The following is a 16,236-nucleotide window of genomic DNA, read 5'->3' as shown; positions in this document are numbered from 1 at the left end:
ATAATACTTGTCATGATCGATGACCCGCCCCCATAATTCAAACGAATTATTTTTCTGACCAGATGAATTCCGCTCATGCCGACCTCGATCCTCGACCTGCGCCACCTGCGCACCCTGCTGGCCCTCCTTGAAGCGGGGAGCGTGTCGCGCGCCGCCGCGCTGCAGAACGTGACGCAGTCCGCGCTGTCGCACCAGCTGAAGGCGCTGGAAGAGTTCTACGGCCTCACCTTGTTCGAACGGAAGTCGGCGCCCGTGTCGTTCACGCCCGCGGGGCGGCGCCTGCTCGACCTGGCGCAGGCCGTGATCCCCGCCGTGGAAAAGGCGGAGCGCGACATCGCTCGCCTCGGTGGGCACGGCGCGGGCAAGATGCGCATCGCCGTCGAATGCCACACGTGCTTCGACTGGCTGATGCCGTCGATGGACGCGCTGCGCCTGCGCTGGCCGGAGGTCGAGCAGGACATCGTGTCCGGCTTCCAGTCCGACCCCGTCGGCCTGCTGCACCAGGACCGGGCCGACGTCGCGATCGTGTCCGAGGTCGACGCGGACGAGCGCGACGTGCTGGTTCACCCGCTGTTCGCATTCGACATCGTCGCCATCCTGCCGCTGGGTCATCCGCTGCTGGCGCACGACCACCTGGAGGCCGCGGATTTCGCCGGCCAGACGTTGATCACGTACCCCGTGCCGGACGAAATGCTGGACCTCGTGCGCCAGGTGCTGCGCCCGGCCGGCGTGGAACCGCCGCGCCGGACGACGGAGCTGACGGTCGCGATGCTGCAACTGGTGGCGAGCGGACGGGGATTCGCGGCGCTGCCGCTGTGGGCGGTGCAGACGTACCTGCAGCGGGGCTATGTGGCGCAGCAGCGCATCGGCCCGCACGGGTTGACGGGCCGCCTGTACGCCGTCACGCGCCGCCCGGCGGCGGACACCGGCCGCGACGACGCCTACCTGGACGACTTCGTGCAGGTGATGCGCGAGACGTCGCTGCGCACGCTGCCCGGCATCCGGCTGTTGTAAGCGCGCCCCGGGTCATCCGTGCGTCATCGGGATCGCTTATAGTAACGAAGACAATATTGTAGGGAGCACACATGCGCTACAGCCTCGCCTCGGCGTCCGGCAAGGGCAGGATCAACGAAGACGTCGTCGCCGTGTTCGAGGGCGACGGCTGCACCGATCTCGTCCTGCTGGACGGCGCGACCCCGCTGACGGACGACCGCTGCCTGGCGCTGGGCGCCAGCGATCCGGCCTGGTTCGTGCGCCGGTTCGTGCGCGAGCTTGGGCGCGTGCTCCGTCCCGATGCGGAGCAGCAGTCGCTCGTGCTGGAAGCGCTGGACGGCACGCGCGCGGCATACCGGGCAGCCGGGGGCAGCGCCGACGTGCCGCCCCATGCCTGGCCCATCGCGACGCTCGCGTGGGTGCGCGTGCGCGACCCGGATGCCGGCGGCATTCATCCGCTCGAATGGTTCTGCCTGGGCGACAGCAAGGTGCTGCTGCAACTGCCGGACGGCGCCGTGCGCGACCTCGATCCGTTCGAGAATCCGCAGGAGCGGGCGACGCAGGCGCACGTGGCCGGGCTCGTCGCGGAAGGCATCCACGACCCGGCCGAGCGCTGGACGCGCCTGCTGCCCATGCTGCGCGCGCGCCGCCACGAGCAGAACACGGCGGCGCGGCCGGCCGTCCTGTGCCTCGAGCCGCGCGGGCCGTTCGACGCGCGCGCGGCGCGCGGCTCGGCGCCGCCGGGCGCGCTGCTGCTGGTCGCGAGCGACGGCTTGTACCGTCTCGTCGACACCTACGGCCTGTATACGGATGCGAGCCTGCTGGAGGCCTGCCGCACGCGCGGCCTGGACGCGCTGGTCGACGAGCTGCGCGCATTCGAGGCGGGCAAGGAAGCGGCCGGGCTCGCGGCCAAGACTGCCGACGACGCGTCGGCCATTGCCTGGCACTTCACCTGACGCCAACGAGGAGACGTGGATGACCGCCCAGACCATCACCCCCGCCGCACTGGCCCTGATCGAGCGCTACGTGGCCGCGTACAACGAGTTCGACGTCGACGGCATGCTCGAGACGCTGAGCCCCGACGTGCGCTTCGAGAACTGGTCGGGCGGCCAGTTGACGGCCGCGTGCGACGGCCGCGACGCGTTCCGCGTGCTGGCCGAACAGGCAAAGACGATCTTCGCGGAACGTGAGCAACGCGTGACGGCGCTGGCGCCGCGCGGCGACGCCCTCGTGGCGGCCATCGCCTGGCGCGGGCAGCTGGCAGTCGACGTGCCGGGCGGTCCGCCGGCCGGCACGCGGCTCGCGTTGCGGGGCGAATCGGAGTTCGTCGTGCGCGACGGACAACTCGCCCTCGTCGTCGACCGCAGCTGAGCGTGGATAAAAACAGACGATTTTATGATTTTCGATCGAGTGTGAATCTGCCGCATGGATTTGTATAGCCAGGAGGTGTAATCTGATCTTTTACCCGAGCGCAATTTGAATTGTCCGGGTGGCATCGGATAGGGGAGACAACCATTCGTGTCGCGGGTTTGTCGAGCTCCATATTATGATTGGCTAATACATAACACCTGAAAGGACTTCCATGAACCACGATGCAGGATTCCGCGTTTCGCGCTTGGTGGAACAGAAGCAGCGCGCCCGCCGCGTGCGCATCGGCGTGATGATCGTGCTGTGCGCCTTGCCCGTCGCGATGGCGTTCGCGAAGGGTCTCAGTCTGGCACATGGATCCGCGCTTTGATGTGTTTCAGGTTCGCGACGATCGTGAACGTCATGATGACCAGTAGCGACCACGAACTCCACTTGCTGACGTGGACGGCCGACCAGGTGCCCAGCTGGTTCGGATAACGCCACAACCCCCAGAAGGTGCTGACGTTCTCCGCAAGCCAGACGAAGAACCCGATCAGCACGAACCCCAGCAATAACGGTATGCCCCGCTCGCGGTCCAGCGGGCGGAAGGCGACCGTCGTGCCCGCGTAGAGTCCCAGCGCGATGGCTGCCAGGTACCAGCGCGCATCCCCCAGCGCATGGTGCGTGAAGAAATTTAGGTAGATCAGCGCCGCCACCAGCGCCGCCACGAGCAGCAGGTCGTAGCGCGGCACGCCGAACACGCCCGCGCGGGGCACGAGCAGCACCGCGGTGAAGACCATCCCTGCGAACAGGCAGGCGCGGGCCTCCTTGATGCCGAACCACAGGAATTCCAGCGCGCCGCGCCGCCAGCCTTCGACGCCGCGGCTGCGGCCGTCCGTCAGCAGCGCGTCGAACGCGGTCAGCGAAGGTTGAAAACGGCGCGGTGCCTGTGTCGACATGGCCGGGTTCAAGAGCAATCGGTACCGTCGGCCGCGATGCAGATCGACGCGCTGCGCTTGCGTTCGACGTAGTCCGCACCCGCGGCGGCCGAGTCGTCCGGGCACGCGGCGGCCGTGCCGTTGCACGCGGTGGCCGTGAGCTGGAACACATTCTTCTTCAGCGGCGCGGCAGTGGGCGTCTGGCCTTCCGAATAAGTCTGCACGTCGCACGTCAGCGTGACCTTGAAGCCCGTGTCGGCGACGAAGTCCCCCAGCGTGACCGACTGCACCGGATTGCAGTTCGCGTCGGGCCCCTTCAGGCGGTAGAACGCCCACTCGAGGCCGGCGCGCGCGGCGTGGCCCGCGCGCGCACCGAGCACCTGCTGGCTTGCCGTCGCCTGCGCCGTGTCGGCCAGGCGCAGCGCGGCGAGCGCGAACCCCGCGAGCACGACGAGGAAGACGACGGCCGCGATGTAGGCGAAGCCGGCCGCTCGCGCGGCGTGCCGGCGCGGGCGCCGGGTCGTCATGGCACGTTCTCCACGTGGGCGCCCATCGTGAGCTTGACGGATTCGTCGCCGTCCGTCAGGCCGAGCCGCAGTTGCAGGTAGCCGCTCTGCTGCGTGGCGCCCTCGCTCTCGTGGTACAGGAAGCTGCAGTCGCTGACCTTGGCGACGAGGATCGCCGGCCCCGTCGGGCAGGTCTTCCACGGCGCGGCGTTCGGCGTGTAGCCGGTGACGCGGACGATCGTGCCGGTGCCGCCCGACGTCGGCATCGTGCACGTGTACGTGACGGCCCGTTCGGCGTTCGGCACGACGAGGAAGCGGCCGCCCTCGTAGCCGGCCGGGAACGTGGTCGGCGCCTGCAGCGTGATCGTGCTGCGCGCGACACCCGCCGTGCCGGCGGCGACCTTATCGATCAGGCCCACGTTGGTGCCGGCATAGACGTCGTCCCGGTTGACGTTGCCTACGACGACGCGGTCGTCGTGCACGACCGAGGACGTGTCGACGTCCGTCAGCGTGTCGAACGTCGTCACCGGCACGCCCGGCACGAGCGCTGCGCCCTTCGGCTGGTTGGCGTCCGTGTAGTCCTGCGCCGTGCGGTAGCGGCCGCCGGCCTTCGTCGGCACGAATTCGATGCATTGGGTCTGCTGCGACTCCAACGAGTAGCGCAGCGAGTTCGGCACGGCCGTGTGCACCTCGCCGATGATACGGCGCAGCGCGGCGTCGGCCTGGCTCGAGAGGTTGGCGCGCTGGCGGATCGCGAGGTACGACTGCATGGCGGGCCGCAACTGCAGTACGAGGACGCCGGCGATGACGCCGATGATGACCATCACGACGATCAGTTCGACGAGGGTGAAGCCGCGCTGGCGTGTCATGATGGATTGGTCCTCCAGCCGGTCAGCACGATGGGTTTCGGCAGCGAAGGATCCGTCGAGCTGCCAGTGACGGTGACGGTGACGACGATGCGCAGCGCGTCGCCGTCCGGCACGTTCGTCAGCGCGGTCGGCTTGACGCTGACGGCGACGTTGTAGCGCTCCAGGCCGGGGATCTGGTTGCCTTCCACGTCGCGGATCCCCTGTAGCTTCCCGCCGTAGCCGTCGTAATCGCTCAAGGTGTTGTAGCTGGCGCGGTCCGCCGCCGCCGGTACCGGCATGCCGGGCTGGCGCGCGAACGGTTTCATGAGGATCTCTTCCATCATGTTGTCGGCGATGGCTTCCATCTGCTGGACGATCACGGGATCGGTGCTGGAGCGCGTCGTGGCCGTGTACACGGCGACCATGCCCGCGAGCGCCACGCCGATGATGACGAGGGCGACGATCAGTTCGACGAGCGTGACGCCCGCGCTGCGCCTGTGCCTATTCAACATAGCCGGTCGTCCCTTCCACGTTGATGGTGCGGACCGTCGTCGGCAGGCCCCCGCTCGTGCCTGCGAAGCCGATGGCGATGGCCGCGGTGGCCGCCGTCGTGCCGGCGGCGTCCGTCGTGATGCGGCCGTCCGGCTGGAAGTACAGGGTGGCGACCGTCGACGCCGCGCTCAAGGCGCTGTCGGTCGTCGCGAAGTCGCCGTCGTCCACGCCGCCGATGGCAAGGCCCCCGGGGGCGCACGCATTCATGCGGAGGATCACGGCCTGCGTCCCGACCGTCGCGCACACGACGCGGCGATGGCCCGTCGCGATCTTTTGCGCGCGCCGCAGCCCGCTCGCGACCTGGTCGCCGAACACGGCCGCCTGCATGCCCTTGTCGCCCATCAGGCGCGGGATGCCGATCGCGGCCAGCACGCCGACGAGGATCATCACGACGACCAGTTCGACCATCGTGAAGCCGGCCGCGCGCGCGCGGGGGATCACCGGTACACCTCGCGCATGTGGATGATGCGCTTCGTCTCCGGCGCGAAGATGCCGAAGGTGGCCATCGCGGACGGGTCGACGTTCGTCTTGCCGCACGATGGATCGGCGCTGCGCAGGAACGGCAGGCCGGCGCCCGTGCTGTCGGTCATGCTGGACGGCGCGGTGCCCGTCGCGGCCACGTAGTAGCACGACGTGTTGGGGCCCGTGCCCGTGCCGAGGTTGAGCGCGAACGGGACGCTGGTGCGTGGCGAGCCCGCGGCCGGCGTCAGGCCGAGCGTGGTGGCGCCGTTGGCGAATGGCGGCAGCGCGATCGTGATCGGGTTGGCCGTGCGGCCCAGGGACACGGCGCCCGCGCCGAACGTCGTGGTCGTGTCCTCGAAGTTGCGGACCCACGTCTGGCCCGTGTAGTACTCGATGTTCACGGGAATCTTGAGCAGGCCGGTCGCGTTGCCGTACGCGTTCGCGATGTGCACGCGGCCGCTGCGGACCATAACGACGGGCTCGGCAGGCTGTGCCGCGCATGGAAGTGCGGGACAGGGCGGCGGGGCCGAACTGGCGTTGTCGGTGTCCGTTGCGCGCACGAGCACGCGCGTGGGCGCCGTGGGGCTCGTCGTGAACGTGTAGCTGCCCGTCCACGTGCCCACGCCGGCGACGAAGTCGTTGGCGCGCAGCTGCGCCGTGCCCGTCGTGTCGCCGGCCGGGTACGTGGCCGAACGGCTGAAGCGTCCGTTGCCGATCGGCTTGGTGCCCGTCGCGTCGAGCGCGGAGAAGGTCACGTCGCGGGCGTTGGCGCCGGCATAGTTATAGGTCACGCTACCGCCCCTGCTGTAGGCGGTCACTTTCACCTTCATGGCCGGTTCGCCCGAGTAGTACTGCAGTTGCGTGCCGCCCGAGACCGTCCGTTTCCAGTCCGGATCGGCAGTGACCGCGAAGTACGCGGGAATGAAGCGCCCCGCCAAGCCCGTGCAGCCGATGCCGGCCGTGTTGGTCGTTGCGGCCGCCGGTTGCAGGCCGCTGCCGAGATAGCCGTTCGCGTCCGCAAGCGTCGCCGCGAGGTCGATCGTGCCCACTTCGCTCCACTTCAGCGCGAACGTCTGCACGCCGCCGCTGATCGTCGACGACTGGTCGAGCAGGCCGTTGCCGGTGCCGGGCTGGCAGCGGACGGCGGCGAGTACCGCGCTTTCCGCCGGCACTTCCGTGCCGAACTTGCGCGTCGTCGCGCCGAGGCCGTTCACGGCCGTCACGGTGGCCGCGAATGCATCGCCCGCCACGTAGCGGCTGTTCGCGCCGAGCGCGACCCGGAATGCGGCCGGGGCGAAGGTGGCCGTCGTCGTCGCCGAGCCAGGACTGTTCGGACCGCTGTCGGTCGCGGTCACGGTGACCCTGCCGGCGTCCGCGTACTGGATTTTGAGCGGCGCGGTGCCGTCCTGGCCGAACGTCACGTTGATCGTGCGGCCGGTGCCGTCGCATGCGGCGCCCGCGTTCTGCGCCGCGTTGAGCGCGACGCCGTTCAGCCGCACGGGCAGGATGCCGGGCGTCGTCGTGTCGGCGTAGCCGCACGTGAACGTGACGTTGCGCGACACGTTACCGAAGAGGGACGTGCAGGCCTTCGTGGCATCGTCGTAGCGGACGGCGGCGAGGGTCAGCGTGTCCTGATCTTGCTTCACCTGGTTTTCGGCAAAGAACCCGGTGCTGCTGGGCGTCAGGACGTAGCCCGACTTCGCGACGGTGACCTGGCAATCGGCGCCGGGCGCCGCGTCGCCGTTGCGCCAGCATACGGTCCGCGCCGGCGTGGACGGGCTGGAGATGGCGAGGACGTTGGTGCCCGCCTGCGTATAGGCGACGCTTGCCTGGACGACGCCCGACGGCATGGCGACCGTCTGGCCCGTCGGCGCCAGCGTCACGGAGGCGCCGCCGCCATACGTCGCCGTGCAGGCCGCGTTGGCGCATGCAGTGATGGTCACTGTCGCCGGCGCGCAGACGCTGGCCGTTGCGTCGTAGCCGATCATGAAGTGGTCCAGCGGGACGGTCTTGCCTTCGCAATGCGGGCCACCGACGGTGTCGATCTCGTAGTGGCTGTTGTTCGTCACGCAGTCGCACTGGCCGGGCCGCGTGCCGCCCTTGCAGTAGATGGTTTTAGTGACGCGGGAATGCGCTTCCAGAATGGCGCTGTCCACGGTCGCGTTGCCGTCGATGATCGAATCGGACGCATCGAGCGTCAGGGTGCCCGTCGTCACGTCGCCCTCGACGTTCACGTGCGAACCGAGTTCCAGCGACACCGAGGCCGTGATGTTGCCCGTGATGTCTGACTGGGCGGGCAACAGGCTGACGACGGGCGCCGTGATGTTGCCGACGACGGAGCCTTGCGAGCCGAGCGTGAACGAATTGCTGGCGGTGATGTTGCCGTTCAGGCTCGCACCCGGTTGCGCGTTCACGGTGGCGCCCGTGATCGTGCCGTTGATGACGGCATGCGTGGCGATGTCGACGGTGCCCGTCGCCGTGACGTTGCCGTTGATCGTCAGGCCGGACCCGGAGCCCAGTTTCGCATTGCCGGCCTGGATGTTCGCGCTGAGGGACTGCGCCTGGCTGCCCACGGTGAACGTCTTCGCGGCGACGAGCGTGCCGCCGACGATGTTCAAGTTGTTGCCGTTGATGCCCCCGATGTCGAGGTCGCCCGTGCTGGACAGGACGGCGCTGCCGCTCATGGCCAGGCTCTGCGTCGAACTGAAGCTTACGTTCGACGTGACGTTGACCGTGTAGCCGCTGGCGATGACCATCGCATCGTCCCACAAGGTCAGCGGCAGGGCGGCGCACGTGTACGTGGCGCCCGCCAGCGCGCAACTGCCGACCGTGGCGTTGCCCCCGAAGGTGTACGTGGTCCCGGCGGACGCGCGGCCGCCTGCCGCGAACAGCATGAGGGCGATCAGCAAGGATAGTAGGCGGCGCGACAGCATGGCGTTCCGATTATATCTTGAGGGAACGGATATTTCGCCAAATCAAGGGTGCTTGAGGGATGACGACCACATCCGTGACCCGCTATGGCTGAATTCGCACGATTCCCGCGTTTCTGGCGCTGTCTTACGCATGAGCGTAGAATGGGTCGTCGGAGGACCAGATGGCGACGAAGGTACAGACGGACACGATGGGGGCGCGGCAGCCGCAGGCGGGCACGGGATCCGGTGCCCGCGGGCGCAACTTCCCCGAACTGATCGTGGCGACGTTCCTCGACCTGATGCAGAGCCGCGACCCGAACGACATCACGTTCCGCGACGTCGCCGCCGCGGCCGGCATTTCGCATATGGCGCCGTATCGGCATTTCCGCTCGAAGCAGCTATTGCTGGACCGGATCGGCGACATCGGCTTCGGACTGCTCGCGGCGGCGCTGGAAGACGCGGCCGCGCGCCACCCGCACGACTCGCGCCGCCAGATCGTCGCCGCCTGCGCATGCTATTACGGATTCGCCGTCGATCACCGGGCCTATGCCCAGGTGATGTTCGGCACCGACCGCGGACTGTGGGAGAGGGCGCGGCCGTTGCCCTCGCTCGAGCGCACGCGCGCCATCCTGCTGCGCATCGTCCGCCACGCCCAGTTGGCGGGGGAGTTGCCGCGAGGGCGTCCCGCAAAGGAGGTCCTGGGCCTGTTATGGGCCCACATTCACGGCTTCACCCTGCTGGCCGCCAACGGCGTGGTGACGAGCGACGACGTCGGTGCGCCGGAAGCCTTCGTGGACGCAGCGGTCCGCGTCATCCTTGCGGGGCTGGCGGCGGCGTGACAATGCGAGCCCTTGCATCCGCCGGAATTTGTTAAGCTAGTGAACTAATATGAGTGCGCCTGCCGCAGCGGCAAGCGTATTGACGCCATCGTCCACGAGTTCAATGCATCCCACCGCTCTCCGCATCGCCATCGCCGCCGCGTTCGCCTGTCCCCTCATCGCCAGTGCGCAATCCACAGCGCAGACCGTCCAGGCCGACGCCGACGCCAAGGCGGACCCGACGTCCGCCGCCAAGGACAAGGCGATTCCGCGCGTGGAAGTGAAGGGCAGCGCGGCCAACTATGATCCGCGCCGCGACGACACGGCCAGCAAGACCGTGCTGAGCGCGGAAGAGATCCGCAAATACGGCGACGACAATATCTTCGACGTGTTGAAGCGCGCGCCCGGCGTCACCGTGACGGACCGCACGATCCGCATGCGCGGCCTCGGCGCCGGCTACACACAGATCCTCGTGAACGGCGACCGCCCGCCGCCGGGCTTTTCGCTGGAGGCGCTGACGCCGGACCAGATCGAACGCATCGAGGTGATCCGCGCGGCGAGCGCCGAGTACTCGATGCAGGCCATCGCGGGCACGATCAACATCGTGCTGCGCAAGGTCGTGACCAAGCCGCAGCGCGACTTCCGGCTGAACGTCGCGCGCTCGCCGCAGCAGCGCAGCGCCTCGGCGGGCGGCACGTGGGGAGAGCGGGTGGGCCGGCTGTCGTACACCGTGAACGGGACGGCGTTCGCGGGCCACAACGAATTCGAGTCGACCCGCACGGACACCCTCACGCTGCCGGATGGCATGCTCGCGCAGGCGCGTGTGGCCACGTACCGCGGCGGCGGCCCGTATCGCGGCGCCGTGCTGTTCCCGCGCGCGAACTGGAAGATCGACGACGACAACGAGCTCAACCTGTCGGCCGGCCTGCAGGCGAGCAGCCACGCGTGGACGTCGTTCACCCACAACGACAACCGCGTCGGCTCGTTTGGCGACCCGGACTGGATCGACATGCCGGGCCGTTCGACCGGCAAGCAATGGATGATGCGGGGCGAGATCGGCTGGATCGCGAAAGTCGGCGGCGGCAAGCTGGACGTGAGTCTGTCAGGCGAGCGCAGCCGCGACGACAACGACAACGCGACGGATTATTTTTCCGCGGGCGCGGCTCACCACCTCGCGCGCGACTGGGACACCGTGTACCGCCCGCGCCGCACGTCGTTCCGCGCCAAGTTCACGCGTTCGCTGTTCGACGGCCATTCGTTCGTGACGGGCATCGACGCGAGCCGCCAGCGCAACGACGATACGCTCGACCGCCACGAGCAGCAGGACGACGGGGCACCCCTGCACGTCGGCGAAGGCTTCCAGCCCCAGGTGACGCGCCTCGCGGGGTTCGCGCAGGACGAGTGGAGCATCGACAAGCAGTTGTCCGTCTACCTGGGCGGGCGCTGGGAAGGCGTGCGCACGGACAGCACGGCGACGGATGCGCCGGAGACCGCGTCGAACAGCCACGTGCTGAGCCCCGTCGCGCAGGCGCTGTACAAATTCCCCGGCGCCAGCGGGCGGCAGATGCGGTTCGCGTACACGCGGACGTACAAGGCGCCCACCGTCGACCAGCTGACGGCGCGTCGCTACCTGGCGGCGCTGAACACCCGCTTCAGCGCGGACTCCAGCGGCAATCCCGGCCTGCGCCCGGAGCTGGCGAACGGCATCGACGTCGCGTTCGAGCAGTACTGGCCGGAAGGCGGGATGGTGTCCGTCAGCGGCACGCAGCGCCTCATCGGCGACTACATCCGCACGCGGCTCGATCTCGACGAGGATGGCCGCTGGGTCTACCGTCCGCTGAACGACGGCGGCGCGCGCGTGCATTCGCTGGAGGCCGAGTTCAAGGTGCCGCTGCGCATGCTCGATCCGCGCGCGGCCGGCGTCGAGGTCCGGGCGAGCGTCGCGCGCAACTGGTCGACCGTGTCGACCGTGCCCGGCCCCGACAATCGTCTCGATGGGCAGACGCCGCTGTCGGCGAACGCCGGTGTCGACTACCGGCACGACCGTCTCAGTCTCGGCGCCAGCATGGCGTACCAGCGCGGCGGCTGGGCGCGCGTCTCGGAGGCGCAGAGGCGCCGCCAGCAGACGCGGCGCGACGTCGACGCGTACGCCGCGTGGAGGGTCGATGCGCACCTCCAGCTGCGCTTCACGCTGAACAACATCCTCGGCATGGACATGGTGTCCGAGAGCACCTACGACGACGCGGGCGGGCTGTCGCGCCAGGCCAACTGGCAGCGGGGCGCGACGCGCGTGGGCCTGAACCTCGAGATGAAGATGTGACCGGGAAAGAGGTGTTCCGGCCGTTACGGTTTGGAACAAATTCGACGCGCGCGGCCGTGCGGTGGCGGTTAGCATCCCCGCATGAACTTCATTTTTTCGTCACCGGAGCACGGGACCTGCGTCGTCAAGCTGTGGGCGACGGGCCGCTACGGGTTTTCCCTGCCGAAGAGAGTCGACATCGCCGCACCCGGTGGTGCGGCGTGCACGTTTCTCTACCTGAACAAGCAGCTGACCATGACGGAGCCGGACAACCGCACGATCGTCCGCATCGCCATCGCCGCGTTCCTCGGAGGCACGGCGGCGGATGGCGCCACCGTGGACATAGCCCCGGACATGCCGGCCTTTGGTGGCAAGCTGACCCCGGTGCGGCTCGACGTGCCGCGCGCGCCGATGCGGGTGCGGCCGGGAAAGTCGCACGCGCGGCTGCGGCCCGATGCCGCATGCGGGTCGGGCTGACGGCCGGAGCCATCTGTCACAATCGGGGTCCGTCATCCGTCTAATGGATACGGATACCCTGACCGCCACCCCGCTCGATACCTTCGTCCGCCTGCGTCCCCGCCTGTTCGGCATCGCCTACCGCATGCTGGGCATCCGCGCCGACGCCGAGGACATCGTCCAGGAAGCGTGGCTGCGCTGGCAGAACGGCGGCAGCGACGGCGCGCACACGCCGGAAGCCTGGCTCGTCACCGTCGTCACGCGGCTGTCGATCGACCGGCTGCGCGGCGCGCAGGCGGAACGCGAACGCTACGTCGGGCCCTGGCTGCCCGAACCCCTCGTCGAAGAGACGGCCGACTCGCCGGAAAGTGCGCTCGAAGCGGCCGGCGACATCTCGACCGCATTCCTGCTGATGCTCGAACGGCTGGCGCCGGAAGAGCGTGCCGTGTTCCTGCTGCACCAGGTGTTCGACTTCGATCATGCCGAGGTCGCCGCGATGGTCGGCAAGACGGAAGCGGCGTGCCGCAAGGTGCTGCAGCGGGCGCGCGAGCGCGTGCGGACGGAGCGGCCCCGGTTCGCCGTCAATCGCGAACTGCACCTGGAATTGCTGGGCCGCTTCGTGCAGGCGTCGCGCTCCGGCGATCCGGCCCGGGTGCAGGCACTGCTGGCGGCCGACGCGACGTACGCGGGCGACGGCGGCGGCAAGGTCAAGACGACCGTCAAACGTGTGGTCGGTGCCGACCGCGTCGGCCGCCTCGTGGCCGGCATCGAGCGCAAGTGGTCGGGCATCGACACCCGTCACGACGTCGTCATGGTCAATGGTGCGCCGGGGCTGTTGACTTGGCGCAATGGCGTGCCGGATGCGATCACATCGATCCACATCGTAGACGGCCGCATTGCTGCGATCTACGTCGTGCGCAATCCCGACAAATTGGGCAGCGTGACCGGTAAATGTGTGTCTTGAACGTTAATTATTTGTCACTGCGCAACATATTTTCCTGATAACACGCACATCGGGCGGGGAATGGCAAAAAAAACCATCGTTTGCGCTTATGCATGGCGCAAAGAAAGGTATGCTGGAGCTTGGCGCAACGCCAATGTGTCTATCTCATCCTGAAGGCGTAACAATGGCAGGTGAACTTCCGTTGTACAAGAATCATGTGTTGTTCTTGTCTCATAGATATTTCATCAAGGACAATCAGGATGAATTGTTGTTGCATGCGCATAAATACGATTTCGACATCCGCTTTTTCCACGAGCTGAGCGATTTCGTGCAGGCCGTCGAGCGGGACACCGGCGACAGCCTGTTCCTGATCGAACTCGACGCGCTGTACAACATGCAGTCCGATCTGCTGGCCGCCCGCAAGACCTTGCTGCTGGGCGAGCTGCTGCAACGCCTGCCGTCCGGCCACCGCTACGTCTACCTGCAGAGCGAGCGCCAGGGCAGCCGGTTCCCCCTGCAGCAACGCCTCGTCGACAGCAACTGCCTCGCTTACGCGGAAAAGCCCATCGCCAACGACGTGCTGGTCGATAAGTTGTTCAACCTGTTCGTGCAGCAGAAGCGGAGCGACGTCGTGCGCATCGCGATGCTGGGCACGCCGCCCGGCTGGGACGAGGCGGCGCTGCGCGAGCAACGCGTGGAGCTCGTCTACCACACCGACCCGCAGACACTGCACCTGCGCGTGAAGGACTTGCGGCCCGATATCGTCCTGGTCACGGACGAGGAATACGAGCGCACGCCGGCCGTCGTGCGCGTGCTGAAGCGCAATATCGAGGCCGACCCCGTGCGCGAGATCACGCTGCTGCAGCGCCGCGCCGACGCCGGCCAGGCGCGCCGGGCGCTGGACAGCGGCTTCGATGCGCTGCTGGCCATGGACGACCCCGACCTGCTGGCGCGCCAGCTGCTCAACCGTGCGGACAAGATCCGCGTCGCCCGCGACCTGATCGGCAAGGACCGGGCGACGGGCCTGTTGAACAAGATCGGCCTGCAGCACAAGGCGCAGGCCTTGATCTGCCGCGCCGCGCTCGAGGGCAAGCCCCTGTGCCTCGGCGTGATCGACATCGACAAGTTCAAGACGATCAACGACACGTGGGGCCATTATTTTGGCGACATCGTCATCAAGCGGTTGTCGCTGACGCTCGCGCCGCGCATGGGCGACGGCGACCTGCTGAGCCGCTTCGGCGGTGAGGAATTCGTCGTCGTGTTCTGGGACTGCACGCTGGAGCAGAGCTGGCACCGGCTCGACGCGATGCGCCAGGCGTTCGGCGCGACCCCGTTCGAAGTGAAGCCCGGTGACGTGCGCCATTTCTCGTTCAGCGGCGGACTCGCGGCCTACCCGGCCGGGCGCAGCGAAAATGAGTTGTTCCTGGCGGCCGACGCCATGCTGTACGAGGCGAAGGAGGGCGGTCGCAACCAGATCCTGCCGTTCCCGCACGTCGTCGCGTCGACGGGTTGACGCCGAACGGAGCGCCGACGTGGACAATTGTGAAATACAGCGCGCGCTTACGCGTCCGCTACGCAACACTCACGGATTCGCCCTGTTGGATTTCCGCATGGGAATGATGCCGTAGCGTATCATACGCACTCCGAAATCCACGACGCAGGAGTCAAGACCTTATGGCAGGCCAAGAAGTCACGTTCGACGACGTTGCACGAGCAGCCCAGAGTTTGCAAGAAGATGGGGAACCGGTCACCATCGAGGCCGTGCAGGACTTCCTCGGGGAAGGCTCGCCGTCCGCAATCTTCAAGCACCTGGCCGCATGGCGTGCGACGCACGTGCAGCCGGCGGCGCCGCCCAAGGCCGAATTGCCGAAGGAATTGCTGGCCGGCCTGGCCGACTGGGCGTTGAAGTTCGCAGAGCAGGCCGGCGCGGGCGACCGCGAGGCGCTGGCCCGCAACGAGGCCGACATCGAAGCGCTGAGCGCTTCCAGCGAGGCCCTCGAAGGCGAGCGCGACGCGTTGCGCGCCGAAGTGGCGAACGTCACCGCAGCGTCGGAGGAAGCGATCGCCGAGCGGGACGAAACGATCGAGCGCCTGAATGCCGAATTGAAGAATGCGCGCCAGGTCGCGATGGACGCCCTCGTCAGCAAGGCGAAGGACCAGCTGGCCATCGACGGCAAGGAGCAGCAGTTGACGCAGCTGCGCCAGGAACTGGAACGCAAGATCGCGGACATGGCCGCCGAATCGGACGCGCGCCTGCGCGCCGAGATGGAACTCGTGGGCGCGACGACGGCGCGCGACAGCTTGGCTGCGGAGCTGGACGACCTGCGCGCGAAGCTGGACAAGTCGACCGCGGAGCGCAGCAAGCTGCGGGCCGAGGTCAGTGAGCTCAAAGCCAAGAAATAACAGCGTCGGCGCGTCTCAAGCGCATGGTGGGCACGGGGTGCCCACCCTACGAATCCACGCTGCCGTAGGGTGGGCTGCCTCAGCCCACCAAACCGCCCAGCAGACTCAAGGGCTGACCGACGGCGTGCGTTTCAGGCACCGCAACGTGAACGTCGACCGTGTGCGCGTTACCCCCGGCAGCTTGTACAACTTCTGCCGCAGGAATTTTTCATAGCCTTCCGTCCCCGACACGGCCACCTTGATCAGGTAGTCGTATTCCCCCGACAGCAGATACGCTTCCATCACTTCCGGCAGGTCGGCCAGCGCGTCCGAGAACGCCTTGAAGATCTCGTCGTCGTGGCGGTCGACCGTCACCTCGATGATCACCGTGTCCGGCATGCCCAGCGCACGCTGGTCCAGCATCGCGATATAGCCGGTGATGTAGCCCGCATCCTCCAGCGTCTTGACGCGGTGCCAGCATGGCGTCGGCGACAGATGGACGGTCTCCGCCAGTTTCTGGTTGCTGATGCGTCCGTCGCGGCTGAGGGTGCGCAGGATCTGGCGGTCGATCTCGTCCAGCTGGCCGTCTTTCATGACAGTGCTTCCTTCGTAGTTTCCTGATAAGTCCGCAGATTTTATCGTGTTTTTCGCCTATCTGTAGATGGTCCTTCTGATTTTGGCCAAGTTTCCCTCGTGGAACAGAAGCACATTCTACGCCCGCTCCCGTAAGATGCTCGTCGCTTATCCAGCTTTTTTGCGGCGCAGCATTCCCGACGCGGG

At 67.6% G+C, this 16,236-nt stretch carries 17 protein-coding genes; 10 read left to right on the top strand and 7 right to left on the bottom strand.

Translation table 11 applies throughout. From position 1 onward, the window contains the following. The first annotated feature begins 75 nt into the window (after positions 1–75). From HAV22_RS12085 to HAV22_RS12070, 4 genes are all read left to right on the top strand, one after another. Positions 76–1,014, top strand: a complete 939-nt coding sequence (locus HAV22_RS12085; RefSeq protein ID WP_166859322.1) for a LysR family transcriptional regulator — start codon at positions 76–78, stop codon at positions 1,012–1,014. 71 nt (positions 1,015–1,085) lie between these two features. Further along, entirely contained in the window at positions 1,086–1,949 is an 864-nt protein-coding gene (locus tag HAV22_RS12080) for a protein phosphatase 2C domain-containing protein (RefSeq protein WP_166859321.1), read from the top strand. Positions 1,950–1,968: 19 nt separating this feature from the next. Beyond that, positions 1,969–2,364, top strand: coding sequence for a nuclear transport factor 2 family protein (locus HAV22_RS12075; RefSeq protein ID WP_166859320.1), 396 nt, complete (start codon positions 1,969–1,971; stop codon positions 2,362–2,364). 211 nt (positions 2,365–2,575) lie between these two features. Continuing rightward, the gene (locus tag HAV22_RS12070; protein ID WP_166859319.1) at positions 2,576–2,731 is read left to right on the top strand and encodes a hypothetical protein; all 156 of its coding nucleotides are present in this window, start codon (positions 2,576–2,578) and stop codon (positions 2,729–2,731) included. Here HAV22_RS12070 and HAV22_RS12065 read toward each other — a convergent pair. From HAV22_RS12065 to HAV22_RS30820, 6 genes are read right to left on the bottom strand one after another with little or no spacing between them, the layout of a single operon-like run. Next, positions 2,703–3,299: a DUF817 family protein gene (locus tag HAV22_RS12065; RefSeq protein WP_166859318.1), complete on the bottom strand. Its 597-nt coding sequence runs from the start codon at positions 3,297–3,299 to the stop codon at positions 2,703–2,705. The genes HAV22_RS12070 and HAV22_RS12065 overlap by 29 nt on opposite strands. A gap of 8 nt (positions 3,300–3,307) precedes the next feature. Further along, on the bottom strand, positions 3,308–3,805 hold the full coding sequence (locus tag HAV22_RS12060; RefSeq protein ID WP_166859317.1) for an MSHA biogenesis protein MshP: 498 nt from the start codon (positions 3,803–3,805) through the stop codon (positions 3,308–3,310). Beyond that, the gene (locus tag HAV22_RS12055; RefSeq protein WP_166859316.1) at positions 3,802–4,653 is read right to left on the bottom strand and encodes a prepilin-type N-terminal cleavage/methylation domain-containing protein; all 852 of its coding nucleotides are present in this window, start codon (positions 4,651–4,653) and stop codon (positions 3,802–3,804) included. Before HAV22_RS12055 ends, HAV22_RS12060 begins: the two co-directional genes overlap by 4 nt. Beyond that, positions 4,650–5,144 (bottom strand): type IV pilus modification PilV family protein, encoded by a 495-nt coding sequence (locus HAV22_RS12050; RefSeq protein WP_166859315.1) that lies wholly within the window; start codon positions 5,142–5,144, stop codon positions 4,650–4,652. Before HAV22_RS12050 ends, HAV22_RS12055 begins: the two co-directional genes overlap by 4 nt. Then, a complete protein-coding gene (locus HAV22_RS30825; RefSeq protein WP_208296159.1) occupies positions 5,134–5,625 on the bottom strand; it encodes a pilus assembly FimT family protein in 492 nt (163 codons plus the stop codon). Before HAV22_RS30825 ends, HAV22_RS12050 begins: the two co-directional genes overlap by 11 nt. Further along, positions 5,622–8,579 carry a polymer-forming cytoskeletal protein gene (locus HAV22_RS30820; protein ID WP_208296158.1) on the bottom strand — a complete coding sequence of 986 codons (2,958 nt, stop codon included), beginning with the start codon at positions 8,577–8,579 and terminating at the stop codon, positions 5,622–5,624. The genes HAV22_RS30825 and HAV22_RS30820 overlap by 4 nt, the downstream gene beginning before the upstream one ends. A 161-nt stretch (positions 8,580–8,740) precedes the next feature. Here HAV22_RS30820 and HAV22_RS12040 point away from each other — a divergent pair, with 161 nt between their 5' ends. The 6 genes from HAV22_RS12040 to HAV22_RS12015 all read left to right on the top strand — a co-directional run bounded on the left by HAV22_RS12040 (position 8,741) and on the right by HAV22_RS12015 (position 15,477). Continuing rightward, positions 8,741–9,397 (top strand): TetR/AcrR family transcriptional regulator, encoded by a 657-nt coding sequence (locus tag HAV22_RS12040; RefSeq protein WP_166859314.1) that lies wholly within the window; start codon positions 8,741–8,743, stop codon positions 9,395–9,397. Positions 9,398–9,500: 103 nt separating this feature from the next. Beyond that, positions 9,501–11,696 carry a TonB-dependent receptor plug domain-containing protein gene (locus HAV22_RS12035; protein ID WP_166859313.1) on the top strand — a complete coding sequence of 732 codons (2,196 nt, stop codon included), beginning with the start codon at positions 9,501–9,503 and terminating at the stop codon, positions 11,694–11,696. An 81-nt stretch (positions 11,697–11,777) separates the two neighbouring features. Further along, a complete protein-coding gene (locus tag HAV22_RS12030; RefSeq protein ID WP_166859312.1) occupies positions 11,778–12,152 on the top strand; it encodes a hypothetical protein in 375 nt (124 codons plus the stop codon). Positions 12,153–12,195: 43 nt separating this feature from the next. Then, positions 12,196–13,095, top strand: a complete 900-nt coding sequence (gene sigJ / locus HAV22_RS12025; RefSeq protein WP_166859311.1) for an RNA polymerase sigma factor SigJ — start codon at positions 12,196–12,198, stop codon at positions 13,093–13,095. 250 nt (positions 13,096–13,345) lie between these two features. Then, entirely contained in the window at positions 13,346–14,587 is a 1,242-nt protein-coding gene (locus HAV22_RS12020; RefSeq protein WP_229421195.1) for a GGDEF domain-containing protein, read from the top strand. Between the two features lie 161 nt (positions 14,588–14,748). Continuing rightward, positions 14,749–15,477: a DNA-binding protein gene (locus tag HAV22_RS12015; protein ID WP_166859309.1), complete on the top strand. Its 729-nt coding sequence runs from the start codon at positions 14,749–14,751 to the stop codon at positions 15,475–15,477. Positions 15,478–15,582: 105 nt separating this feature from the next. Here the strand turns inward: HAV22_RS12015 and HAV22_RS12010 are convergent, their stop codons facing one another. Continuing rightward, positions 15,583–16,050 carry an Lrp/AsnC family transcriptional regulator gene (locus HAV22_RS12010; protein ID WP_166859308.1) on the bottom strand — a complete coding sequence of 156 codons (468 nt, stop codon included), beginning with the start codon at positions 16,048–16,050 and terminating at the stop codon, positions 15,583–15,585. Positions 16,051–16,236 lie beyond the last annotated feature (186 nt).

Origin of the sequence: Telluria antibiotica, from assembly GCF_011682055.1 — a bacterium.
Lineage (GTDB): Bacteria > Pseudomonadota > Gammaproteobacteria > Burkholderiales > Burkholderiaceae_D > Telluria > Telluria antibiotica.
This window is presented reverse-complemented; position numbering and strand designations above follow the sequence as displayed.